This is a genomic window from Stappia sp. TSB10P1A, assembly GCF_900185725.1.
Lineage (GTDB): Bacteria > Pseudomonadota > Alphaproteobacteria > Rhizobiales > Stappiaceae > Stappia.
Map to the genome: position 1 here is coordinate 321,989 of NZ_FYAU01000026.1, position 22,604 is coordinate 344,592.

The following is a 22,604-nucleotide window of genomic DNA, read 5'->3' on the forward strand; positions in this document are numbered from 1 at the left end:
GCTCCCCGCGCGGCCCTGCATTTGCCACGGAACTGCCGTTTGCCGTCGCCGGGATTCTCCATTAGGAACGGGCAACATCCTGCCCCTTCCATCCGGAGGCACTTTCCCATGGCCGACCTTATCGTCGATGGCGGACACCCGATCTCGGGCACCGTCATTCCGTCGGGCAACAAGAATGCCGTTCTGCCGATGCTCTGCGCCACCCTGCTCACCGACGAGCCGGTGACGCTGGAAAACGTTCCCGAGATCAGCGACGTCGCCAAGATCCTCGCCTATTTCGAGAGCATGGGGTCGACCGTTGCCCGCGCCGACGACGGGGCGACGCTGACCATCCGCCACGACTTCGACGCCTTCCGCAGCGGAGAGGCGGACCTGCCGCTCGGCATCCGCTCCGCCGTGCTGCTGCTGGCGCCGGTGATGGTGCGCACCGGCACCCTCACCTTCGACACCGACGCCAAGGGGTGTGCCCTCGGCCTGCGCGAGATCGATCCGCATCTGGAGATCATCGAGCAGTTCGGCGCCCGCATCGTCGCGACGCATCCCTATGACATCCGCCGCGAGGAGCCGCTCAAGGGCCAGGCGATCTGGGCCGACTATGCATCCGTGACCGCGACCGAGACCTTCGCGATGATCGCCGCCACGGCGGAAGGCTCCTCCGTGCTGATGAACGCGGCCTCCGAGCCGCATGTGCAGGCCTTGTGCGAGATGCTGCGCTCGATGGGCGCGAAGATCGACGGTCTCGGCACCTCGCGCCTCACCGTGACCGGCGTCGAGCGCCTGTCGGGAACCCGCGTGCGGGTGCCGGACGACCATCATGAAGTCGCGACCTTCCTCGCCATCGGCGGCGTCACCGGCGGCCGGGTCACGGTGAAGACCGACATCACCCCGCACATGACGCTGATCCTGCGCCAGTTCGCCAAGCTCGGACTGCAGTTTGAGACCACCGACGGCGCGATCACCGTGACCGGCTGGACCCGCGAAATCTCGCGGCCCTATACGCGTGAGATGCTGCCGAAGATCGAGGCCGCCCCCTGGCCCTATTTCCCGGCCGACCTGCTGCCGCAAGCCATCGGCGTCGCCGTCGGCTGCCGCAGCGAGATCATGTTCTGGAACAAGATCTACGAGGGTGCGCTGGCCTGGAGCTCGGAGCTGGCGAAATTCGGCGCCCGCGTGCATCTGTCCGATCCGCACCGGCTGATCGTCTTCGGCGGCAACAACCTGCGGCCGGCGGAAGTCGAGGCGCCCTACATCATCCGCGTGGTGCTTGGCCTGTTCCTGGCCGCGATCCAGGTCGAGGGCCAGTCGATCATCCGCAAGGCCGATCCGATCCGCCGCGCCCACCCCCGCTTCGTCGAGAAGCTGACGGAACTGGGCGCGCAAGTCCGCTGGGCCTGATATCTCACTTGCGCGAAAGCGACCACCCGTGTCGCTTTCGCGCGTCTGGACATCCTCCCCATCGCCGTTAGCCTGCAGGGGCCGAACACCGCGCGATCAGGGGGAACCGCTATGAAGCTTGCCGGCCTGGAGACCTTCATCGTCGGCAATCCGCCGCCCGGCTTTGGCGGGCGCTATTTCGTCTTCGTCAAGCTCACCACCGCCTGCGGCATTGTCGGCTATGGCGAGATCTATGCGGCGAGCTTCGGTCCCGAGGCGATGGCGTGCCTCGCCGAGGACGTCTTCACCCGCTACCTGGAGGGTAGCGACCCCTTCGCCGTCGAAGTGTTCTTCCGCAGGGCCTATGGCTCCGGGTTCACCCAGCGCCCGGACCCCACCATGTCGGGCGTTGTCAGCGGTCTCGAAATGGCGATGTGGGACATTATCGGCAAGGCGCTCGGCAAGCCGGTCCATGCCCTGCTCGGCGGACGCGTGCACGAGCGGCTGCGTTCCTACACCTATCTCTACCCGAAGGGAGACGAGGACCACGCCGCCTTTTATGGCGATCCGGACCTGTCCGCCGAGCGGGCTGCCGAATATGTCGAAGAAGGCTTCACGGCGGTGAAGTTCGATCCCGCCGGCCCCTACTCAGTGCATGGCGGACGCCAGCCGGACCTGGAAGACCTCGACCGCAGCGAGCTGTTCTGCCGCCGCATCCGCGAGGCCGTCGGCAGCCGCGCCGACCTGCTTTTCGGCACCCATGGGCAGTTCACCGCATCGGGTGCCCTGCGTCTTGCCCGCCGGATCGAACCCTATGACCCGCTCTGGTTCGAGGAGCCGGTGCCGCCCGACATGCCGGAGGAAATGGCCAAGGTCGCGCGCGGAACAGCGATCCCGGTGGCGACCGGCGAGCGGCTTTGCACCAAATGGGAGTTCGCCCGCCTGCTCTCGACCGGCGCGGCCTCGATCCTGCAGATGAACCTCGGCCGCGTCGGCGGGCTGCTGGAGGCCAAGAAGATCGCCGGCATGGCGGAGGCTTGGCACGCGCAGATCGCGCCTCACCTTTATTGCGGGCCCATCGTCGCCGCGGCGAACATTCAGCTCGCCGCCTGTTCGCCGAACTTCCTGATCCTGGAATCGATCCGCCAGTTCGACGGTTTCCACGCCGATATCCTGAAGACGCCGCCGCGCTGGGAAAACGGTTATGTCATCGTCCCCGACGCTCCGGGGCTCGGCGTGGACCTCGACGAGGACGTCGCACGCGCGCATCCCTACACGGGACGCGCGCTGCATCTGGAGATGACCCAGACCCCGGTCGACCCCGTCCGGGATCGCCGGTTTCCGGGGAACGGCATCTGATCAGCGCTCGCCGTTGAGATCCCGGTCGAGCCTTGCGCCGACAGATAGCACGCGCTCGTCATGACCCTTGGCGCCGCCGATCATCAACGCGCCGGGGCGACCGCTACTGGTGCCGCGCGTCGGCATCGACATCGCGCAGGCATCAGCGAGATTGAGCATCGACGTGTTGCGCAGCATCGCCGCGTTGATACGGTCGAAGTCCGCAAGCGCGTCCTCGATGCTGGGCGGGCGGATCTGCAGCGTCGGGGCGATCATCGCATCAAAGCCCGACAGCGCCTCGGCCGTACGCGCGATCACTTCGAGGCGGGCGGCCTTCGCCCGCGCCAGATCCTCGTCGCTTACCGTCTCGCGGAAGCGAATGCGGGCCAGCACCCGGGGATCGCCGATGCCGGCGAGCGTGTCGAGATGATCCTTGTAGAGCGCATGCGCCTCAGCGGAGACGAGGATCCTGTTGAGCGGCAGCGCCTCGTGCAGGAAGCCGAGATCGAGCGGCACGAGGTCATGCCCGGCTTCGGCGAGGCACGCCTTGGCCGCCTCGAAATGGCCGCGCGACCACTCGTCCAGCTCATTGGTGAAGGCGTTCTCGGGCACGGCAAGACGCAAGCTGCCGGCCGGCGCCTCGACGCCCGGCGCATCGCCCCCGCTCATCACCTGATAGGCAGCCAGCATGGTCGCGAAGTCCGCGGCCAGCGGTCCGCAGGAATCGAAGGAGACGGCCAGCGGGTGCACCCCTTCGAGGGGCACCTTGTCCTGGCTCGGCTTGTGGCCGTAAAGCCCGTTGATGGCGGACGGTATGCGGATCGAGCCACCGGTGTCGGTGCCGAGCGCGATGTCGCACAGGCCAAGGCCCACCGTCACGCCGCCGCCCGAGGTCGAACCGCCCGGGATGCCGCCCTCCTCGAAGACATTCGACGGCGTGCCGTAGTGCGGATTGAGGCCGACGCCGGAATAGGCGAACTCGCTCATCGCGGTGCGGCCGAACGGCACGCCGCCAGCCGCCTTGATCCGCGCCACCACCGGACAGTCTTCATTCGCCGGCGCGCGGTCCTTCAAAAGCAGCGAGGCCGCCGTGGTGCGCTGGCCCGCCTCATCATAGAGATCCTTGACGGAGACCAGCAGCCCGGCCAGCGGCAGCGGCCTGTCGGCCGCCGCGACAAGGGTCTCCGCCTCTGCCGCCGCCTGCAGGATGCGGGCAGGAGAAAACTCGGTGAAGAGCGCCGATGCCGCGTCCCCCAGCGCCTCGACACGCCCGATCGCGGCCCTGGCCTTCTCGACAATCTCACCCATGCACCTGCCTCCTCCTGTACCGGCTGGCCCGTCCGCCGGCGGCAAACTTCCCGCGAGCGGCGCCTCAGGCGACGATCGGCAGGACTGTTATGTCATAGCTGTGACCGATGCTGCGGCCGAGCACCGGATCGCGCAGTTCCATCCTGAATGCCGCCGCCGGCCGCACGCCGCCGATGGCGCCGAGCGTGCCGCAGAGCATGGCGGTACAGTCCCCGCGCTCGCGGGCAACATCCAGTCCGGAGCCCTCGATCAGATCGGCGAGCGGACGGATCGAGCCGACCTTGCCGTCCTGATAGGGGATCCAGTCACCGGCCGCATCCTCCTTGATCCAGGAGCGCAGTTCAAGCGCATCGAGATGGCCGGCGACCTCCTCGAACAGCCAGAGCTCACGCGCCACCGGCTTGGCGCAGGCCTGTTTGGACAATGCCACGGAATGGGCTTCGAGGTCGCGGTCCGTATGGTCGGAGGCAAGCCCGATGTGAAGCACGCCGTCCTTCGCCAGCAGGAAGGGCTCGACCTCGCCGGACGTGCCGCCGCCGACCACCTGGATGCGGTTCTCCTGGGTGAGGAGAGCGGCGGCGGTGCGGTAGTAGAGCGGCACGGTGGAGGGCGGCGCCACGCCGATTTCCGCCAGTTCCTCGATGTGATGGCGGATCGCCTCGGGATCGCGTCCGGTCCAGCCGGCGACAGTCAGATCGGCGACGTGGACGACAAGCGGCGCACCGTTCAGGGTGAACTCCATGGGAGGCTCCTTGGAAAAGGGAAAGGCCTGCGCCTGCGCCGGATCAGAGCGATCCGGGCAGGAACAGCGCGATTTGCGGGAAGACGATAAGGGCCGCGACCATGGCGAGCATCACCAGCACGTAGGGAATGCAGCCAAGCATCACTTCACTGAGCGAGCCGGACTTGCGCGCCCCCTGCACCACGTAGAGGTTGAGCCCGACGGGCGGCGTGATCAGCGCCATTTCCACCAGCACGATCATCATCACGCCGAACCAGACCTTGTCGTAGCCGAGCCCGACCATGATCGGTACGACGATGGGAATGGTCGCGACCATCAGCGACAGCGTCTCGATGAAGAAGCCGAGCACGATATAGAGAACGATCACCACCAGCAGCGTGCCGAAGGGCGACAGGTTCAGGCCGTCGAACAGGCTCTGCAGCTCGCGCCCGAGCCCGGCCGAGGCCAGCGTAAAGTTAAGGAAATAGGCCCCCGCGATGATCAGCATGATCATCGCGGTGATGCGCACGGTGCCGAGCAGACTGTCCCGCAACATGGCGAGCGATACGCCGCCATTGAGCGCGGCGATCAGCAGCGCCATCGCAACGCCCACCGCGGCGGATTCCGTCGGCGTCGCCCAGCCCGCATAGATCGATCCGATCACCACGATGAACAGGACGAGGATCGGCACCAGTTGGACAAGCGCCGCGATGCGCTCGCCCCAGCCGAAGCTGCGGCTCGGACCGCCGAGCGAGGGCCTCAGCTTGCACAGGATCGCCGTGACGATCATGAAGGCAACCGCCATCAGCAATCCCGGCAAGAGGCCGGCCAGGAACAGGCGCGGGATCGAGGTCTCGGTGAGGAAACCGTAGACGATCAGGTTGATCGACGGCGGAATGAGGATGCCGAGCGTGCCGCCGGCGGCAATCGCGCCCGAGAACAGCTTGGGATCATAGCCGAGCTTCTCTGCCTGGGGCATCGCCACGGTCGCGACCGTCGCCGCAGTTGCCACGGACGAGCCGGACGTTGCGGAAAACATCGTCGCCGTGCCGATATTGGCATGGACCAGCCCGCCCGGCAGCCAGGACACCCACTTGTCGAGGGATCCGTAGGTTCTCTCGGCAATGCCTCCCCGCACCAGGATCTCGCCAAGCAGCACGAAGAAGGGGATGGCGATCAGCGTGGCGGACGCGGAGGCCGACCACACCACCTGCCCCAGCCCCCGGATCAGCGGAAACACCGAGAAGAACTCGGAGATGCCGAAGCCGAGCAGGAAGAGGACGATACCGACAGGGATCGACAGGGAAAGCAGCCCGAGCAGGGCGAGGGCAACGCTCCCGATCATGTAGCGTCCTCTCCCTCACCGCGCGCGCCGATCATCGCGTCGGCGGTCCGGAAATCCCCTCGCAGCACCGTCGCCAGCGCCAGCAGCACGAGAACGCAGGACGAGACGGCGAACCACACCCAGCCGGAAAACCAGATCGATTGCGGGATCCACAGCGGCGTCTCCAACGCTGTGTTGGACCGGGATCCGCGGACCAGGGTCTTCTCCAGCACCGGCCAGGCCTGGTAGGCGATGATGCAGACCGTCCCGGCGGCGACGCTCATGGCGAAGAGATCAAGCCAGGCCCGCGCCCGTGTCTGCAGCTTCTGCCGCACGAGATCGATGCGCACATGCGCAAGCTCTGTCAGGGCATAGGACAGGCCCCAGCTTGCGACGGCGGCCATCACATATCCGGAGATCTCGTCCGAGCCGCCGAAGGAGCGGCCGAACTGTCTCAGCGTGATGTCGGCAATGACGAAGCCTGCCGTTGCCAGCAGTACGAGGCCGACCAGCAGGGCAAGCCAGGAATTCATGCGGCGGAGGGCCGCGGCGAGATTTTCGGTCATGTCGCGGCCCCCTCTTGGCTCACATCGTCAGTTGACGGTGACGCCGGTGGTCTGGCCGACGCTGTCGTTCCAGCGCTTGACCCAGTCCGCGCCGGCACGCTCCGCCCATTCGGGCAGGACCGTCTCGGTCAGGATCTCGCGCGCGGTGGCGACATCTTCCTCGCTCGCCTCGACCAACGTCATCGACGCCGGCTTGCCGGCCGGGCATTCGCCATTGCCGGTCAGGCAGGCCGTATCGGTGGTGATCGAGGCCGCAACAGCATCCCAGGCCGGCGTCTCGAACTTGTCCCTGATCTGGGTCTCGATGAGACTGCGGGTCTCTTCCGGCAGAGCGTTCCAGCGGTCGAGATTGATCGCGGTCACCACCGAGTCCCAGCCGCCGAGCGGCAGGTTCATCAGCGTATTGGTCACCTCCCACCAGCCGGCGCTGTAGCCTGAACCCGAGCCGGTGACGGCGCAGTCGATGACGCTGCGCTCCAGCGCACCCGGCACTTCCGAGAAGGCGACGTTGACGCCCTCGGCACCGAGCGCCTCGAGGAACTTGGTGGTCATGCGGCCGGACCCGCGGATCTTCTTGCCCTTGAGATCGGCAAGCGAGGAAACCTCGCCCTTGCAGAACACCACCTGCGGCGGATAGGGGGCGATCGCCAGCACCTTGGCGTTGAAGCGCTCGGCATAGATGTCCTCGACCATCGGGCGGGCGGCGGCGACCATGGCGCGGGCCTCGTCGGCGGTCGTGGCGATCAGCGGCACGTCGAGCCCTTCCAGTTCGGGCGCATCGCCGACCGCGTAGTCGGCAACGGTCATGCCGACGTCGAAGACGCCGTCGCCCAGCATGCGGAACACGTCGCCGCCCTGGATGCCCATCTGGTTGTGGGTGGTCATCTGCACCTCGATGGCTCCATTCGATGCCGCCGGCAGGATCTCGGTCCAGAACGGGGCCTCAAACTTCTGGTGCAGGGGAAGGTTCGACCAACTGCCGACGACGGACAGCGTTTCCGCCGAAGCGGGAGCGGCAACGGCAAAGGACAGGGCCGTGGCGGCGAGCAGGCTGGAGGCAATGCGCTTCATGTGGGACTCCTCTGGTTTTCGTTCACGTCGAAGCGGGCCAGACGCCGCCCAGCGAGAATTCGGCGGCATCGGCGGAGAGATCGGTCACCAACATGTGGCCGGGCTCATGGGTGATGGCGATCTCCGGCCGGGCCTGGCGGATCGCCATCTGCGGGGTCACGCCGCAGGCCCAGAACACGGGAATGGCGCCCGGAGCCAGGTCCGGGACATCGCCGAAATCAGGCGTCATCAGATCGCAAATGCCGATCGCCGCCGGATCGCCGATATGCACCGGCGCGCCATGCGCCAGCCGGTAGCGGTCGGAGAGCAGCACCGCCTGGATCGCGTCGGAGGGATGGAAAGAGCGCATTGACACCACCAGCGGCCCACCGAAGGGCCCGCTCGGCGCCGTCGGCAGGCTGGTAATGTACATCGGCACGTTCCTGCCGCCCTCGAAATGCGGTAGCGGAATGCCCGCCCGCACGATCGCCGCCTCGAAGGAAAACGAGCAGCCGAGGACGAAGGCCACGAAATCCTCGCGCCATACCTCGGCAAGATCCGGCACCGAGGTGTATCCCTCCTGCCCCGCGCGAAACACGCGATAGCCCGACACGTCGGTGCGGATATCGAGATCCCCCCCCAGCGAGGGGATATTCGGATCGCCGGGCTCGGACACGCCGATCAGCGGGCAGGGCTTGGGATTGAGGGTGCAGAAGCGCAGGAAGTCGGCGGCAAGCGCGGCCGGTAGGATCGCGAGATTGCCCTGCAGGCATCCCTTGCCGTAGCCGGCGGTCGGGCCGCGGAACCGCCCCTGCCGAATGCTGCGCCGAAGTTCGGCGGGAGAGAGACCGCGGAAGGCATCCGGATCGGATGCGGCACGATCAACGGCAACAGATGCAGACACGCTGGCAGCCTCCTCACAGGTCCCTTGAGGATTGCCAGTCGAAATGATCTTGTCAAGTTATCGATATAAGATTTTTATGATCTCTTTTCAATATCATTTTGATCACATGCGCGCGCAATTGCCGCAACCTCTTCCCCCACGTCGCGATTTCGATCCGGCATATAGGCCACGACGAACCTCAGGGCGCTCAACTGCGCCTCTGCCACGACGTTCAGCCGGCGGATCCGGGAGCGGAACAGGTCGGCCTCGGCGATGCGCACCGGCAGCACGCCGATGCCAAAGCCGTCGGCGACCAGATGCAGGACGGTCGACAGGCTGGCGGATCCGTGCAGGTCGGGCGGCGGCAGATCGGGCGCGGCGAGCAGCCCCTCCAGTTCCCGAAAGGGAGGCGTACCCTTCGGAAAGGAGACGATGGTCTGGCGCGCCAGATCGGCAAGCGTCAGCGGCTCCGCGCTCTCCGATCGGCGAAGCGGATCGGCGGCAGCGCCATACCAGCCGAGCGGCTGGCGCTGCAGCGGCACCACCGCGGCTCCGCTCGGCACGCTCTCGCGCAGCATGATCGCAACATCCAGCCCGTCATCGGCAAGGGCGACGCCCAATTCGCGCGACGTGTCGACCGACAGTTCGAAGCGCACCCGCTGGTGCGCGCCCTTCAACTGGTTCAGCAACTCGCTGAGGATCGTGTGGACGATGGTCTCGGCAACGCCGATACGGACCGTGCCGCTCAGCCCGCCCGGGCGGGTGATCTCCTGGATCAACCGGTCGCGGGCCGCGCTCAGCCGCTGCGCCTCTTCGAGAAACCGGCGCCCGACCGGGGTCAACCGGACCTGCCGGCGTCCGCGGTCGAACAGTTGGATGCCGAGGCGTTTTTCCAGCGCCAACACCCGGTTGGAGATCGCCGATTGCGACAGGCCATATTTGGCGGCGGCGGCCCGAAAGCCGCCCGCCCGCACGATATCCTGCAGGATCTCCACATCCTTCAGTTCGAACACCCGGACCTCCTCCCTCCCGGCGCCCCTGGCGCGAACAACGACGCATCGTCGGGGAACGCCTATCCGGTTTCAAGCGTCCGGATGTCCTGTCAACCTTGCAGTCCGCGCCCCAGCACCGAAGACAGTCGGCGCGCGAAGGCAACCGGGTCCGCCGGCACCTCGCCGTCGAGGATCAGCGCCTGGTCGAACAGCAGCCAGGCGGTGTCCGCAAGCCCGTCCTTGTCGCCGCTGCCGGCCAGCGCGCGCGACAGGCTCGCAAGCAGCGCATGCGTTGGGTTGAACTCCAGCACCGGCGCAAGGCGCGTCCGCCCGTCTCCCTGCCGCGACATCAGCTTCTCGAACTGCCGGTCGGGCCCGTGCTCGGGAGCGACGAGGCAGACCGGGCTCTCGGCAAGCCGGGAGGAACTGCGGACATCGGACACCCGCTCGCCGAGCGTCTCCTTCAGGAACGCCGTGACCAGGCCGATATCGGTGTCCCCGGTCTCGGCCTTCTTTTCGGCACCGGCCTCCGTCTCGCTGACCGGGATCGCATCGAGCTCTGCCGCCCCTTGCGTGATCGAGCGGAACGGCTTGCCCTCGAAGCCCTCCACCATCTGAACCCAGAACGCATCGACAGGGTCGGACAGATACAGCACCTCGACGCCGCGGGCGCGGAAGCCCTCCAGATGCGGGCTGGCGGCGATCGCCTCCTGGCTCGCGCCGGTCGCGTAGTAGATCTGGGTCTGGTTCTCCTTCAGGTCCGCGACATAATCGCGAAGCGAGCGCCAGTTCGCCCCGTTGTCGCGGCTGCTGCGGAAGCGGGCGAGGCCGAGCAGCTTTTCCCGACGCTCGAAGTCCTCGTAGAGGCCTTCCTTCAACACCGGACCGAAGGTCTCCCAGACCTTCTCGTAGGTGGACGCATCGCTCTCCGACAGCTTCTGCAGGTCCCCGAGCAGCCGGTTGGTTACGCCCTTGCGAATGGCGTCCAGCACCGGGTTGTGCTGCAGCATCTCGCGCGACAGGTTGAGCGGCAGGTCGGCGGAATCGATCACGCCGCGCACGAAGCGCAACCATGCCGGCAAAAGCTCCACGTCGTCGGCGATGAACACCCGCCGCACATAGAGCTTCACCCGCCCCTTGCGGTCGGGGTCGAACAGGTCGAACGGCTTCATCGACGGCACGAACAGCAGCACGGAATATTCGTGCCGTCCTTCCGCCCGGTAGTGAACGGTCATTGCCGGCTCGTCGAACTGGCCGGAGACGTGGCCGTAGAATTCGCGATATTCCTCTTCGCCGATCTCCGACTTCGGACGCGTCCAAAGCGCGGTGCCGTCGGCGAGGCGCCGCGGTTCAGCCGGCGCCCCGTCTTCGGCCGGCGGCACGGCCAGGGTGATCGGCACCGGCACATGCGCGGAATAGGCACGCACGATCCGCTCGATGGTGGCGGGCCGCGCATAGGAGGTCGCATCGTCCTTGAGATGCAGGATCACCCGGGTTCCGCGCACGGGCACGTCCGCCGCCAAGGGCACCGGCTCCACCGTGAAGGCGCCGAGCCCGTCCGAACTCCACTGCCAGGCCTCATCGCTGCCGGCGGCACGGCTCACCACGTCAACCTTCTCGGCCACCATGAAGGCGGAATAGAAGCCGACGCCGAACTGGCCGATCAACGCCGTTCCGTCCTTGCCCTCGCCCAGTCTGTCGATGAAGGCCTTGGTACCGGAGCGGGCGATGGTGCCGAGATTGTCGATCAGCTCCTGCCGGCTCATGCCGGAGCCGTTGTCGGACACCACCAGCCTGCGGCCGGCCTCGTCCGCCTCCAGACGGATGCCGAACTCGGCATCCTCGCCGAGCAGCGAAGGATCGGTGAGAGCCGCATGGCGCAGGCGCTCGCAGGCATCCGCGGCATTGGAGATCAGCTCGCGGAGGAAGATGTCCTTGTTGGAATAGACCGAGTGCACCATGAGATGGAGCAACCGCGCGACCTCCGCCTGGAAGGCGTGGCTCTGCGGCGCCTGGGTGCCTGCCTCTGTCGTGTTCGGCTCGGTGCTCATTGGTTCTGACTGCCCCGTACGCTCTGAAATGTCTGAGGGTGAAACGCCTTTCGCGCGGGATCGAGCCCGGCAGATGCGAAGGCGGCTGAGATATCGGCGAGCGATGCGGCGAAATCAAGCGCCTCTGCCACTGCCTGGCCCGGCCTGAGCGGAACCCGGCCACACGCCCTCCTCCTGCGCCACCTGTCTTAGCAGCGACGGTCGGTCGGTGACGATGCCGTTGACGCCCATGCGGATCAGCCTGCGCATCTCCGCCTCCTCGTCGATGGTCCACACATGCACGGCGATCCCGCTGGCATTGCAGTGGCGCACGAAGCCGGGCGTTGCGAGAGGGACACCGTATTGCGTCAGCGGGATCTGCGCGCAGGCAACGTCAGGCGTCGGCAGCGGGACGCCCCAGGCGCCGAAGCGCAAGGCCGTCACCGCGCCCGGCCCGCTGCTGAGACAGACCCTGTCGCCGAAGCGGGTGCGGGCCGCCCGCAACCGTGCATCGGAGAAGGAGGCGACGCAGACGCGGTCGAGACACGCCATCCGCTCCAGCAGGTCGAGCGTCGGCTGCAAGGCCTGGTCGGTCTTGATGTCGATGTTGAAGCGCAGGTCCGGATAGCTCTCCAGCGCTTCGGCAAGGGTCAGCAGCGGCTCGCCGCCCTGCATGCGCACACCGGCAAGATCCGACATGACCAGCGAGGAAACGACGCCCTGCCCGTCCGTCGTCCGTTCCAGCGTGTCGTCGTGGAAGACGACCACCCGCTCATCGCGCGAGGCCTGCACATCGATCTCGATATAGCGGTAGCCGAGGTCTGCCGCGGCGGAGAAGGCCTGGCGGCTGTTTTCCGGGTTCTCCAGCCCGCCGCCGCGATGGGCAAGCGCATGAAAGCCCGGCTCCGCCAGATAGGGATGCGCGAAGCCGCCGCGCCGCACCGCGCTCATGCCCAGCGCCCGTCCGGATCGAGCGCCATCCTGCGCCCCAGCCGGGCGGAGGCGTGCGCTGCCTCGATGAGGCCGATCACCCGTGCCGCCGATGTCATGGTCACCGGCACTTCGGCCCCGGTCTCAATGGCCTGCCGCATCCCTTCGTAGAAGGTCAGCCAGCGCCCGCGCTCGCAAGGCACCGGGCGGCGGCTTCCATCCGGGTCGACGATCTCGCCCCACTGCGTCTGCGGCTCGAGCCCGAACCGCGGATCGAGCGGTGCCATGCCCCCCTTGAGCTGGTCCTCCTGCACGTCGAGACCCTGCTTGCGGAACGTGCCGAGCGTCCCCTCGATGCGGAAGCGATCGCGCGGCGCGGCGGCGATCAGCGACACGCCGAGCGACAGGCGCATGCGTCCGAGCCCCATCAGGAGTTCGAACCCGTCATCCGTCACACCGCCCTGCCGCTGGGTGAAGACATCCGCCTGCAGCCAGTCCGGCATGCCGACGAGTTGCAGCGCCTGGTCGATGAGGTGGGAGCCGAGGTCGTAGAGATTGCCGGAAGCCGGTGCCTGCCGATCGCGCCAGCGTTCCAGAACCTGCGGCCGGAACCGGTCCCATACGAGCCGCAGCGCGGCAATCTCGCCGAGTTCGCCGCTTTCCAGCAGGTGCTTCGCGGTCAGGAAATCGCTGTCCCAACGGCGGTTGTGATAGACTGCGAGCTTCAAGCCCCGCTCCTGGGCCATCGCCGCCAGTTGCTCCGCCTCGCTGCGGGTCGGCGTCGCCGGCTTGTCGACGACTACATGGCGCCCGGCTTCAAGCGCGGCGCGCACCTGCTCGACATGCAGCACGTTCGGCGTGACGATCACCAGGAGGTCGATATCGGGCCGCGCCAGCAGCGCCCCGAAGTCGGGCAGCACCGCCGCGCCTGGAAAATCGGCAGCAACCTCTTCGCCCCGCGAGGTGACCACCGCCGCGACCTCCATCCCGGCGGCCGCGACCAGCGGCGCGTGCAGATAGCGTCCCGCCGCTCCATACCCGGAAAATCCGACCCGCAGCCCCATCACATTCCGCTCCTGCCTCACCTTGGCCGGGATCTTGGGAAAAACCGGCGCAAGGAGCAAGCCGTTCACCGGGTTTTACCGTGCCGATTGACGGTGATAGAGGATTGGGCTGCAATCACGGTCCTGTGAGGGGCGAAAGCGAGCGGCTGCACCGGCAGTCCAGCAGGCAGTGCTTGTCCCCATTCGGCCGCGGAAGGAACCTGTTCATGCGCCTCCTGCAGAGCATCGCCCTCATCGCCTGCATCGGTGTTTCGCAAATCCTCGGCACCGCTTCCAGCCTTGCCGCCGAGCGGCTGGCGCTGGTCATCGGCAATGCAGACTATGCCGGCGGTGCGATGACACCGCTCAAGAACCCGGTCAACGATGCCGCGCTCATCGCCGACGCATTGCGCCAATCGGGCTTTTCCGTCGAGACGGTTCTGGACGCGGACCTGCGCACCATGAAGCAGGCCTTGCGCGAGTTCACCACGCGCCTTTCGGCGGCGGGCGAGGGCTCCATCGCCGCCGTCTACTATTCCGGCCACGGCTTTCAGGCAGGCGGGCGCAACTATCTTGCTCCCATCGGCGCCGACCTGAAGGACGAGGTCGATGCGGAGTTCGAGGCCCTCGCCGTCGACTGGGTCCTTTCCACCGTCGAGGCGGCGCACAAGGGTGCCAACATCGTCATTCTCGATGCCTGCCGCAACACCGCGCTCAGCCGGTCCATCGGCACCGGCGGGCTGGCGCTGCTGAGCAGCACGCCGCGCGGCAGCTTCATCTCCTTCGCCACCGCTCCCGGCAGCACCGCCGCCGACGGCAGCGGGCTCAACAGCCCCTATACGGCCGCCATCGCCGCCGAGATGCTCGTTCCCGGCCGCAGCGTCGAGGCGGTGTTCAAGGCGGTCCGCCTGCGCGTTGTCGAGGCGACCGGTGGCGACCAGGTACCGTGGGACCACTCCTCGCTGACCTCGGAAATCGTCTTCGTGCCGGATGGCGCAGCGGCTGGCGGCAATACCCTCGCCGCGGCAGCGCCGGGTTCTGCGGTTCAGCTCGAACTGCAACTGTGGAACGACGTCAAGGACAGCGGCTCGGTCGAGCAGATCCGCGCCTATCTCGACCGCTTCCCGGACGGCGCCTTCGCCGCCCTTGCGAAAACCCGACTGGAGGACGCCGAGGCAGGCAGCGGCAGGGTCGAGCAGCTCTTCGCCCAGCTTGCCAGCCGCTCGCTGATCGTCGACACCCCGACCCAGCCGCACGAGTTCTACTCCAACGCCCGTCTCAAGGAGATCCGCGGCGACTATCCGGGCGCCCGGCAGGACTATCTCAAATATTTCGCCTTCGGCCTGCCGCAGGTCGACCCGCATCTGCGCTTCCAGTCGGTGCTGCGGGTGCAGGAAGGACGGGCCGGCGCGCTGGAGATCTACCGCTCCCTGTCGCAGGGGCGAAACGATCCAACGACCCTGTTCGCCGAGATCCTGCTGGAGGAGCGCGAGGAGCGCCTCCGCCGCCTCGGCGCGTTCCTGGACGCCTATCCCGACTTCTCGCCGGCGCTCTACGCCCTGTCGCAGGACTACAGCCAGACGCGGCTCGGCCAGCAGTCGGCCACCGACAAGGCCCGCGAGCGCGATCTCCTCGGCCGTTTCATGGCCGCAGTCGAGGATGGCCGGTTCCTGCGCTACTATCTCGACCAGCAGATGGCGGCCGAGCAGGTCGAGGACGCCAAGACCCGCCTCGCCGCCCTCTCCTTCATCAATCCGGCGGCGCTCGCAAATCCGGTGCGCCTCAACGCCATGCGCTCCAACCAGGGCTGGATGCTGACGCTCGCCATTGCCGACAGGGCCCAGGAGATCTTCGTGAAGCTGCCGGGCAGCGAACCGCGCTCCACCGGCTTTGTCAGCGGCGCGGTCGATCCCTCGACCGGCGCGCCGATCCCCTATCCAGCCTTCGAGCTTCCCGGCAATGCCGGCGATACGGCCATCGAGGTCAGCTACCGCAATATCCATGGCGAGATGCAGGGGCCCTTCTCCGTCAGCTTCACGCCCGGCGACGCCCTCGTCTCCGGCCAGAAGGACATTCTCGAGCGCTTGACCACCGGCTGGCTCGCCTTCCGCGACTGGGACGGGCGCAAGCTGCTCTATTTCACCCATCTGATCAGCTATCGCTGCGCGATCCAGGAAGTCCGCTACGCCCTCGACAGCGACACTCCCGACCAGGTGTTCGACACCGGTCCCTGCGATCCGGACAACCCGCACGCGATCCCGAGTTCGGGGCCGGGCTCCACTGTCCATATCGACATTCCGGCAAGGACCGCCTTCGTCTCCGTGGAGCTCTTCTATCGGGACGGCACGCGATCCGGCGTGAAGCGTTTCGACGCCGCCCAATGACCCTCTTGCGGCACATCATGACAGCCGCACGGCCAGGTGAGAGGTCGCCGTGACCTCACCACCGGTCGTGCAACAAGGCCGACGTCGGGGATGGCGCTTTGAAGCTGTCGCGATTGTGCTTGCCACCTTGCTGTCCCTGCTGGCCGCTGCCCGGCTCGAACCGCTGGCGGGCGACGTGGCCCTGCCGTTCGCCCCGTCTCCCTCGCCGCAGATCCTGTCGCGGATCGTCGTGGTGATGGTGACGGAGGACACGCTCGCCACCTTCCCCTATCGCTCCCCCATCGACCGGGAGTTCCTCGCCGGTCTGATCGAGCGCCTCGACCGGGCCGGGGCGAGCGCGGTCGGCATCGACATCCTGCTGGACCAGCCGAGCCTGCTGCAAAAGGACCGGGCGCTGTTTTCGGCGATCGATAAGGCCTCGCTTCCAGTCGTCCTCGCCTATGCAACCTCCTCTGACGGTCTCACGGAACGACAGACCGCCTTTTCGGCAAGGCATGTCGCCACGCGCCGCCATGGCCTGATCGCCCTGCCGCGGGATGAGATCGACGGCGTCGTCCGCCACGTGCCGCAAGCTCGAACCGAGAGGGGCGAGAGACTGGACACCTTCCCCGGAATTCTGGCCCGGGAGGCGGCCCCCGGCGCCGGGGCGGCTGCAAGGTCCAGATCCCGCATCCTGTATGGCAACGCCGCCTCCGCGCCCTTCACGCTCTATCCCGCGCATCTCGTGCGCCTGCTCCCCGACGACTGGTTCGCCGGTAAGATCGTCCTCATAGGCACGGACCTGCCGACCATCGACCGGCATCCGACGCCGATGGTCGTGGGCCAGGGCAGCGAGGCCGGGACGATCCCCGGCGTGCTGATCCATGCCCATATCCTCGCCCAACATCTCGCCGGATTGTCCCTGCCCGCCTTCCCTCCCTCAGCGAGAATCGCGGCGACCCTGACGCTGGCCGTGCTCGCGGCCCTGGCGATGGCCCTGCCGCTGCCTCCCCGCCGCCTGGTCCTGCTGCTGTTTGCCGGCCTTCTTGCCTATGGGATCGCCGCCGGCTGGCTGGTGGCGAGCGGAACGGGGCTGCCCCCGCTGGTCTCACCGCCCCTTGCGGCTCTTGCGACAGCGGGCCTGCTCGCCTGGCGAAAATGGCAGATCGAACGCTCCGAGCGGGCCTTCCTGCGCCTTGCCTTCTCCCGCTATGTCAGCCCGGCCGTAGTCGAGCGCATCGCCACGGGCCGCCTGCCGCTGGAGCTTGGCGGCGAGAAGCGGCGGGTTACCTACCTCTTCACCGATCTTGAGGGGTTCACAACCCTGTCCGAGCAGCTTGAACCTGCCGCCCTCGCGGACATCCTCAATCCCTATCTGGACGAGATGTGCCGCTTGATGACCGAGCACGGCGCAACCATCGACAAGATCATCGGCGACGCCGTGGTCGGTTTCTTCGGGGCACCCGACGAGGACCCCGACCAGGAGAGCCATGCCGTTGCGCTCGCACATGCCCTCGACGATTTTGCACAAGCCTATCGGCTGAAGGTTGCCGGCCGCGGCATCCATCTCGGCGCGACGCGGATCGGCCTGCATGCCGGCGACGCGGTGATCGGCAATTTCGGTGGCAGCCGGTTCTTCGACTACACGGGCATCGGCGACACGGTGAACACCGCCGCGCGGCTGGAGGGCGCCAACCGATTTCTCGGCACCCGCATCCTGATGAGCGACAGCGTCGCCGGCCGCTGCCCTGGCGACGCCTGTCGGCCGGCCGCCGACCTCGTGCTCAAGGGACGCAGCAGCCCGCTTCGCTGTTTCGAGCCTCTTGCAGAGGGACGGCGGGATCCGGCATGGCTTGCCGCCTATCGGACCGCGTTTGCCGCGATGCGCGCGGGCGATGGAAGCGCCGCCGCTCTGTTCGAGACCGCGCTGCGCCTGAAGCCCGACGATCCGCTGGCGCTGCTGCATCTCCGGCGCTTGCAGGCCGGCGAAAGCGGGGCCACATTGGTGCTCGAGGGCAAATGAGGCAGGTGAGACGCGCTTCGCGTGCGCAGGACGACCGCAAGCGCGAAGGCTGGATGAACACAAGACCCGGAACCGCCATGCGCCAGATTGCTCTTTGCCTCGGACTTGGCCTGCTTGCCATCCTTACCCTCGCCCCGGCACATGCCGACTATGTCGTCATCGCCGCCAGCGATGCGCCGGACGCCTATGCTGCCGGCACCGAGATAGCCGACGACCAGCAGATCGACCTTCCCCAGGGTGCCCGCCTGACCCTGATCGAGCGCAGCGGCCGCATCGTGACGATCGACGGCGCCTTTTCCGGTTCGGTTCCAGGATCGGCGCAAGTGGGCCCGTCCGAAACATCCTCCACGAACTGGGACATCCTGAAGCGACTTGTCGGCTCGGCGGAAGCGAGCTCGACGGTGCTTGGAGCCGCACGCGCCGGCGCTGGCGACATCCCGCCGCCCCCTGACGTCTGGGATCTCGGTGCCGACAGTTCCGGTCCCCGATGCGTCCGCAAGGGCGAACTCACGCTGTGGCGGAAACAGGCGGACGAAACCCTGCAGGTTTCCGCAAGAAGCGCGGCCGGCCGCCATGAGGGCCTTGCCTGGACGGCAGGGGACCATCGGCTTGCCCTGCCCGCAGACATGGCAGTGGAGGACGGCCGGATGGTCGTGTCGGTCGGCGGCGAGCTTCGGGATTTCGAGCTGTCGGTCATGCCGGACACGCTTGCCGGTGCCCCTGCCGGCCAGCTCCTGTCATGGCTGTCCGAACGGGACTGCCGCCGGCAGGCACTCGCTTTGATCGCGCGCCTGCACGGGGGCGGTACGGCCGACTGAGCCGCGACAGTGCGTCAGGCAGCAGTGCCTCAGGCCGCGGCCGGCAACCGGCGCGGCCGACCGCTTTTCAACAGGATCAGCACGATCACCGCGATGTTGAGCATGTTCCAGGCAATGCCGTTGAGGAACGCCGCCTGATAGGACGCCGTCAGGTCGTAGATCCATCCCGACATCCAGCCGCCCAGCGCCATGCCGACGATGGTCGCAGTGATGACCGCGCCGACGCGGCGCCCGGCCTCGCGGGCGGGCAGGTACTCGCGCACGACGATGGCATAGCTGGAGACGATGCCGCCCTGCGACAGGCCGAAGATCAGCGACACCATATAGAGCGAGGCCAGCCCGTCATAGGGGATGTAGAGGAACAGCGCCAGGCATTGCAGCACCGCGCCGATCAGCAATGTCCGCAGGCCGCCGATCTTGTCGGCAAGCACGCCGGAGATCAGCCGGCTGGCAATGCCGCCGGCCAGCATCAGGGACAGCATCTCCGCCCCGCGCGCGACGCCATAGCCAAGATCGACGCAATAGGCGACGATATGCACCTGCGGCATCGACATGGCGACGCAGCAGCCGAGCCCCGCAATGATCAGCAGGAACTGCAGGGCACCCGGCGACAGCGGCGTCGTGCGCACCGGCGGCGGCGGTTCGACATGCCTGCCCCCGGTGGCCATATGCGGCGCCGGGCGTCGCAACAGGAAGGCCATCGGCACCAGCACGGCCAGACAGACGCACCCTGCAAGAATATAGGCGCCGCGCCAGCCGTATTCGGACATCGCCGCCTGCAGCACCAGCGGCCAGATCGCCCCGGCGAAGTAGTTGCCCGAAGCGGTCGCCGAGACGGCAAGCCCCCGGCGCTTGGCGAACCAGTGGGAAACGTCGGCGAGCAGCGGGCCGAAGGTCGCGGCCGATCCGAAGCCGATCATCGCCCCCTGCAGGAGCGCGAAGATCCAGATCGAGCTGGCTTGCGAGGCCAGCAGGAAACCCGAGCCGAGTAGAACGGAGGCGAGCGCCAGCGGCACCATGACGCCGAAGCGGTCGACGAAGCGGCCGATGAAGAGATTGCCAAGCGCGAAGCCGATCATGGTCGCGGTGTAGGGCAGCGAGGCGTCCGCCCGATCGACGCCGAACTCGCGCTCGACCGCCGGCAGCACCACCACCACCGACCACATGCCGGCCCCGCCGATGGTGGCGAGGAACATGGAAAGCCCGAGCCGCGCCCAGGCATAGCCACTGTCGACACCGCCCGTGTCGCGCGTCGCGGTTCCCTGCATGGCGTGCATGTCCTCCCGGCTGCCGGCATGTCTCCCGCATGCAGGCTTTTTCAACCGGTTACTCCCCCGCGCCGGCCGTTTCAACGGCAATCGGCACCGCCCGGCACCTGACGTAGCGGCGCGCAGCCGTTAGCAGGACGGAGCCTGACCCGATGTTGCAGCCGTGTCCGCCGAAAGCGCCGCCTCCGCGGCCTGCGCCTCCGCCGGGCGCAGGACCGGCCGGCCCCACAGCCGCGCCAGCAGCCAGTCGCCGTCGCCCTCGCTGGACCGCCGGTGCGCCATGTCCCGCTCTGGCGGGATCGGCGCAAAGCCGTCCCCGTTCCGCTCGGCAATCGCGAAACGGAACACATAGGCCGGGGTCAGGCCCATTCGCAGGTCCGAGACGACCAGCCGCTCCTCCTGCTCCTCGATCCGCAGATAGCCGCGGCTGAACCAGTCAAGCTTGGCATAGGCGGGATTGTCCGCAAGGCAGTTCGCCAGGGCGCCGCCCCGGTCATGCGAGTAGATCGTCGGCGGGCCGTCGGCATCGAACAGCGACAGATAGAGGTTGTGATAGCGCGCCTCCTCCATGCCGATCACCTTCCACACCACCGTGTTGAAGGGAGCGGCGATGGCAAAGACCCGATCCGGCATGAGGCCCGCTTCGGCGAAAAGGCGGCTCGCACGCGCCTCCATTTGCGCCTGCAGGCCGACCGTCAGCGCCAGGTAGCCCGTACTGACGGCAAGGGCCACTGTATTCGCCCGCGCCAGACCGGCGGACCATTCGCGTCGGGCCAGTGCCCAGATCACGACGGCAAGCAGCGGCAGCGTGTAGAGCGGATCGATGATGAAAACCGAGCCGACGCCGACGGGATCGGGAAAGATCGGCCAGAACAGCCGCGTCCCGTAGACCGTCATCGCGTCAATCAACGCATGCGTGGAAAAACAAAGGTAAACCGTCAGCCAGACGAGCAGCCGCCGCTCGCGCAAGGAGCGGAACAGCCGGATCAGAACCTCGCCGAAAACCGGCGCGGCCAGCGCCTGGATGAACAGCGAATGCGTCGCCCCGCGATGCAGCACGAAGCTGTCGACGGGATCGGCGAAGGGCAGCAGGACATCGAGATCCGGCAGCGTGCCGAGCACTCCGCCGACCAGTGCCGCCCGGCGCGGGCCGAGGGTCTTGCCGAGGCAGGCGGTCGAGACGGCGGCACCGAGCACGAACTGGGTCAGAGAATCCATGGGCGGGTCTTGTCCAAGGCAGCCACGACACGGGCGCGGCGGAGCAAGTTCCACCGCGCCCGTGTCGTGGCATCGGGGCAGAGTTGCGTTGCGCCCTCACATAGGGCCCGCGTGCGCCGCCCGTCAGTGCGAGGGAGCGCCTTGTGCGAGCCGCCTCTCCCTACAGCGACATCCACCGGCCGTTGGCGCGCGAGGAGCGCACGCAGGCATCGATGAAGGCCATGCCGGCAAGCCCGTCCGAAATGCCAGGATAGAGCACCTCCGGCCCCGCCGGCTTGCCGGCCCGTGCCGCGCGGATCGCATGCGCAGCCTCCTGGTAGATCGTCGCGAACCCTTCCAGATAGCCTTCCGGATGGCCGGCCGGCACGCGGGTGACGCGCCCGGCTGCCGCCCCGGCGCCGGCGCCGCCTCGGGTGATCAGCCGCTTGGGCTCACCGAACGGCGTGAACCACAGGTGGTTGGGCTGCTCCTGCTCCCATTCCAGCCCGCCCTTCTCGCCATAGACGCGCAGGCGCAGGCCGTTCTCGTTGCCCGGCGCCACCTGGCTGGCCCACAACATGCCGCGTGCGCCGCCGCGGAAGCGCAGCATCACCTGGACATTGTCGTCGAGGCGCCGCCCCTCCACGAAGGTGGTGAGTTCGGCAGAGAGTTCCGCAAGCTCGAGACCGGAAACGAAGCAGGCGAGATTGTAGGCATGAGTGCCGATGTCGCCGACGCAGCCGCCGGGCCCCGAGCGATGCGGATCGGTGCGCCAGTCCGCCTGCTTCTGGCCGCTGGCCTCCAGCCGCTCCGTCAGCCAGTCCTGCGGATATTCCGCCTGCACCAACCGGATCGTGCCGAGGTCCCCGGCCGCGATCATCTCGCGCGCCTGCCGGATCATCGGATAGCCGGTATAGTTGTGGGTGAGCACGAAGAGCGCGCCGGACGTTTCCGCGAGTGCGGCGAGCTTCTTCGCATCGGCCATCGTCGAGGTCAGCGGCTTGTCGCAGATCACGTGGATGCCGCGCTTCAGGAACTCGCGCGCTGCCGGGTAGTGCATGTGGTTCGGCGTGACGATGGCGACCGCCTCGATGCCGTCCTTCAGCCGCGCCTCGCGCTTGGCCATCTCGGCGAACGAGCCATAGCTGCGGTCGGGTGCCAAGCCGAGCGCGGCAGCCGACGCTTTCGCCCGTTCCGGGTCGGACGACAAGGCACCCGCCAGCAGTTCGAACTGTCCGTCGAGCCGCGCCGCCATGCGGTGAACGCCGCCGATGAAGGCGCCCTCGCCGCCGCCCACCATGCCGAGGCGGATCCGTCCTCCGCCCCGTGTTTCCTGTCCTGCCTCGATCGCCATCGCTGCCTTCCTCCCGTTGCTG

At 67.5% G+C, this 22,604-nt stretch carries 18 protein-coding genes; 5 read left to right on the top strand and 13 right to left on the bottom strand.

The features are described 5' to 3' along the window. Positions 1-108: 108 nt before the first annotated feature. The gene (locus TSB10P1A_RS12925) at positions 109-1,395 is read left to right on the top strand and encodes a UDP-N-acetylglucosamine 1-carboxyvinyltransferase (protein WP_186388328.1); all 1,287 of its coding nucleotides are present in this window, start codon (positions 109-111) and stop codon (positions 1,393-1,395) included. A gap of 111 nt (positions 1,396-1,506) precedes the next feature. Continuing rightward, positions 1,507-2,733, top strand: a complete 1,227-nt coding sequence (locus TSB10P1A_RS12930; protein ID WP_186388329.1) for a mandelate racemase/muconate lactonizing enzyme family protein — start codon at positions 1,507-1,509, stop codon at positions 2,731-2,733. Here TSB10P1A_RS12930 and TSB10P1A_RS12935 read toward each other — a convergent pair whose 3' ends face one another. The 10 genes from TSB10P1A_RS12935 to TSB10P1A_RS12980 all read right to left on the bottom strand — a co-directional run bounded on the left by TSB10P1A_RS12935 (position 2,734) and on the right by TSB10P1A_RS12980 (position 13,580). Further along, positions 2,734-4,020, bottom strand: coding sequence for an amidase family protein (locus tag TSB10P1A_RS12935; protein WP_186388330.1), 1,287 nt, complete (start codon positions 4,018-4,020; stop codon positions 2,734-2,736). 64 nt (positions 4,021-4,084) lie between these two features. Further along, the gene (locus TSB10P1A_RS12940; protein ID WP_186388331.1) at positions 4,085-4,762 is read right to left on the bottom strand and encodes a DUF2848 domain-containing protein; all 678 of its coding nucleotides are present in this window, start codon (positions 4,760-4,762) and stop codon (positions 4,085-4,087) included. Between the two features lie 43 nt (positions 4,763-4,805). Continuing rightward, entirely contained in the window at positions 4,806-6,086 is a 1,281-nt protein-coding gene (locus TSB10P1A_RS12945) for a TRAP transporter large permease (RefSeq protein ID WP_186388332.1), read from the bottom strand. Then, entirely contained in the window at positions 6,083-6,631 is a 549-nt protein-coding gene (locus TSB10P1A_RS12950; RefSeq protein ID WP_186388333.1) for a TRAP transporter small permease subunit, read from the bottom strand. The genes TSB10P1A_RS12945 and TSB10P1A_RS12950 overlap by 4 nt, the downstream gene beginning before the upstream one ends. Before the next feature lie 27 nt (positions 6,632-6,658). Continuing rightward, the gene (locus tag TSB10P1A_RS12955) at positions 6,659-7,702 is read right to left on the bottom strand and encodes a TRAP transporter substrate-binding protein (protein WP_186388334.1); all 1,044 of its coding nucleotides are present in this window, start codon (positions 7,700-7,702) and stop codon (positions 6,659-6,661) included. Between the two features lie 22 nt (positions 7,703-7,724). Beyond that, entirely contained in the window at positions 7,725-8,585 is an 861-nt protein-coding gene (locus tag TSB10P1A_RS12960; RefSeq protein WP_186388335.1) for a putative hydro-lyase, read from the bottom strand. Between the two features lie 74 nt (positions 8,586-8,659). Continuing rightward, positions 8,660-9,577: a LysR family transcriptional regulator gene (locus TSB10P1A_RS12965; protein ID WP_186388336.1), complete on the bottom strand. Its 918-nt coding sequence runs from the start codon at positions 9,575-9,577 to the stop codon at positions 8,660-8,662. 89 nt (positions 9,578-9,666) lie between these two features. Beyond that, positions 9,667-11,607 (bottom strand): molecular chaperone HtpG, encoded by a 1,941-nt coding sequence (htpG, locus tag TSB10P1A_RS12970; RefSeq protein ID WP_186388337.1) that lies wholly within the window; start codon positions 11,605-11,607, stop codon positions 9,667-9,669. Positions 11,608-11,721: 114 nt separating this feature from the next. Continuing rightward, positions 11,722-12,537, bottom strand: coding sequence for a glycerophosphodiester phosphodiesterase (locus TSB10P1A_RS12975; protein WP_186388338.1), 816 nt, complete (start codon positions 12,535-12,537; stop codon positions 11,722-11,724). Beyond that, complete coding sequence (locus TSB10P1A_RS12980) at positions 12,534-13,580, bottom strand: Gfo/Idh/MocA family oxidoreductase (RefSeq protein ID WP_186388339.1); 1,047 nt, start codon at positions 13,578-13,580, stop codon at positions 12,534-12,536. Before TSB10P1A_RS12980 ends, TSB10P1A_RS12975 begins: the two co-directional genes overlap by 4 nt. Before the next feature lie 206 nt (positions 13,581-13,786). On the opposite strand from TSB10P1A_RS12980, the gene TSB10P1A_RS12985 reads away from it, so the two are divergent. The 3 genes from TSB10P1A_RS12985 (at position 13,787) to TSB10P1A_RS12995 (ending at position 18,763) form a co-directional block, all read left to right on the top strand. Beyond that, positions 13,787-15,943 carry a caspase family protein gene (locus tag TSB10P1A_RS12985; protein ID WP_186388340.1) on the top strand — a complete coding sequence of 719 codons (2,157 nt, stop codon included), beginning with the start codon at positions 13,787-13,789 and terminating at the stop codon, positions 15,941-15,943. Between the two features lie 115 nt (positions 15,944-16,058). After that, positions 16,059-17,945, top strand: a complete 1,887-nt coding sequence (locus TSB10P1A_RS12990; protein ID WP_186388341.1) for an adenylate/guanylate cyclase domain-containing protein — start codon at positions 16,059-16,061, stop codon at positions 17,943-17,945. A 77-nt stretch (positions 17,946-18,022) separates the two neighbouring features. After that, positions 18,023-18,763 (top strand): hypothetical protein, encoded by a 741-nt coding sequence (locus tag TSB10P1A_RS12995; RefSeq protein ID WP_186388342.1) that lies wholly within the window; start codon positions 18,023-18,025, stop codon positions 18,761-18,763. 29 nt (positions 18,764-18,792) lie between these two features. On the opposite strand, the gene TSB10P1A_RS13000 is transcribed toward TSB10P1A_RS12995, so the two are convergent. The 3 genes from TSB10P1A_RS13000 to TSB10P1A_RS13010 form a co-directional block, all read right to left on the bottom strand. Then, positions 18,793-20,031 (bottom strand): MFS transporter, encoded by a 1,239-nt coding sequence (locus tag TSB10P1A_RS13000; protein WP_186388343.1) that lies wholly within the window; start codon positions 20,029-20,031, stop codon positions 18,793-18,795. A 129-nt stretch (positions 20,032-20,160) separates the two neighbouring features. Then, on the bottom strand, positions 20,161-21,249 hold the full coding sequence (locus tag TSB10P1A_RS13005; protein ID WP_186388344.1) for a metal-dependent hydrolase: 1,089 nt from the start codon (positions 21,247-21,249) through the stop codon (positions 20,161-20,163). A 160-nt stretch (positions 21,250-21,409) separates the two neighbouring features. After that, positions 21,410-22,582 carry a Gfo/Idh/MocA family protein gene (locus tag TSB10P1A_RS13010; protein WP_186388345.1) on the bottom strand — a complete coding sequence of 391 codons (1,173 nt, stop codon included), beginning with the start codon at positions 22,580-22,582 and terminating at the stop codon, positions 21,410-21,412. Between the last annotated feature and the right edge of the window lie 22 nt (positions 22,583-22,604).

Excerpts from the sequence above, each read along its gene's own strand:
- TSB10P1A_RS12925 (WP_186388328.1), top strand. The coding sequence starts at position 109 with ATGGCCGACCTTATCGTCGATGGCGGACACCCGATCTCGGGCACCGTC.
- TSB10P1A_RS12930 (WP_186388329.1), top strand. The coding sequence starts at position 1,507 with ATGAAGCTTGCCGGCCTGGAGACCTTCATCGTCGGCAATCCGCCGCCC.
- TSB10P1A_RS12935 (WP_186388330.1), bottom strand. The coding sequence starts at position 4,020 with ATGGGTGAGATTGTCGAGAAGGCCAGGGCCGCGATCGGGCGTGTCGAG.
- TSB10P1A_RS12940 (WP_186388331.1), bottom strand. The coding sequence starts at position 4,762 with ATGGAGTTCACCCTGAACGGTGCGCCGCTTGTCGTCCACGTCGCCGAT.
- TSB10P1A_RS12945 (WP_186388332.1), bottom strand. The coding sequence starts at position 6,086 with ATGATCGGGAGCGTTGCCCTCGCCCTGCTCGGGCTGCTTTCCCTGTCG.
- TSB10P1A_RS12950 (WP_186388333.1), bottom strand. The coding sequence starts at position 6,631 with ATGACCGAAAATCTCGCCGCGGCCCTCCGCCGCATGAATTCCTGGCTT.
- TSB10P1A_RS12955 (WP_186388334.1), bottom strand. The coding sequence starts at position 7,702 with ATGAAGCGCATTGCCTCCAGCCTGCTCGCCGCCACGGCCCTGTCCTTT.
- htpG (WP_186388337.1), bottom strand. The coding sequence starts at position 11,607 with ATGAGCACCGAGCCGAACACGACAGAGGCAGGCACCCAGGCGCCGCAG.
- TSB10P1A_RS12975 (WP_186388338.1), bottom strand. The coding sequence starts at position 12,537 with ATGAGCGCGGTGCGGCGCGGCGGCTTCGCGCATCCCTATCTGGCGGAG.
- TSB10P1A_RS12980 (WP_186388339.1), bottom strand. The coding sequence starts at position 13,580 with ATGGGGCTGCGGGTCGGATTTTCCGGGTATGGAGCGGCGGGACGCTAT.
- TSB10P1A_RS12985 (WP_186388340.1), top strand. The coding sequence starts at position 13,787 with ATGCGCCTCCTGCAGAGCATCGCCCTCATCGCCTGCATCGGTGTTTCG.
- TSB10P1A_RS12995 (WP_186388342.1), top strand. The coding sequence starts at position 18,023 with ATGCGCCAGATTGCTCTTTGCCTCGGACTTGGCCTGCTTGCCATCCTT.
- TSB10P1A_RS13000 (WP_186388343.1), bottom strand. The coding sequence starts at position 20,031 with ATGCAGGGAACCGCGACGCGCGACACGGGCGGTGTCGACAGTGGCTAT.
- TSB10P1A_RS13005 (WP_186388344.1), bottom strand. The coding sequence starts at position 21,249 with ATGGATTCTCTGACCCAGTTCGTGCTCGGTGCCGCCGTCTCGACCGCC.
- TSB10P1A_RS13010 (WP_186388345.1), bottom strand. The coding sequence starts at position 22,582 with ATGGCGATCGAGGCAGGACAGGAAACACGGGGCGGAGGACGGATCCGC.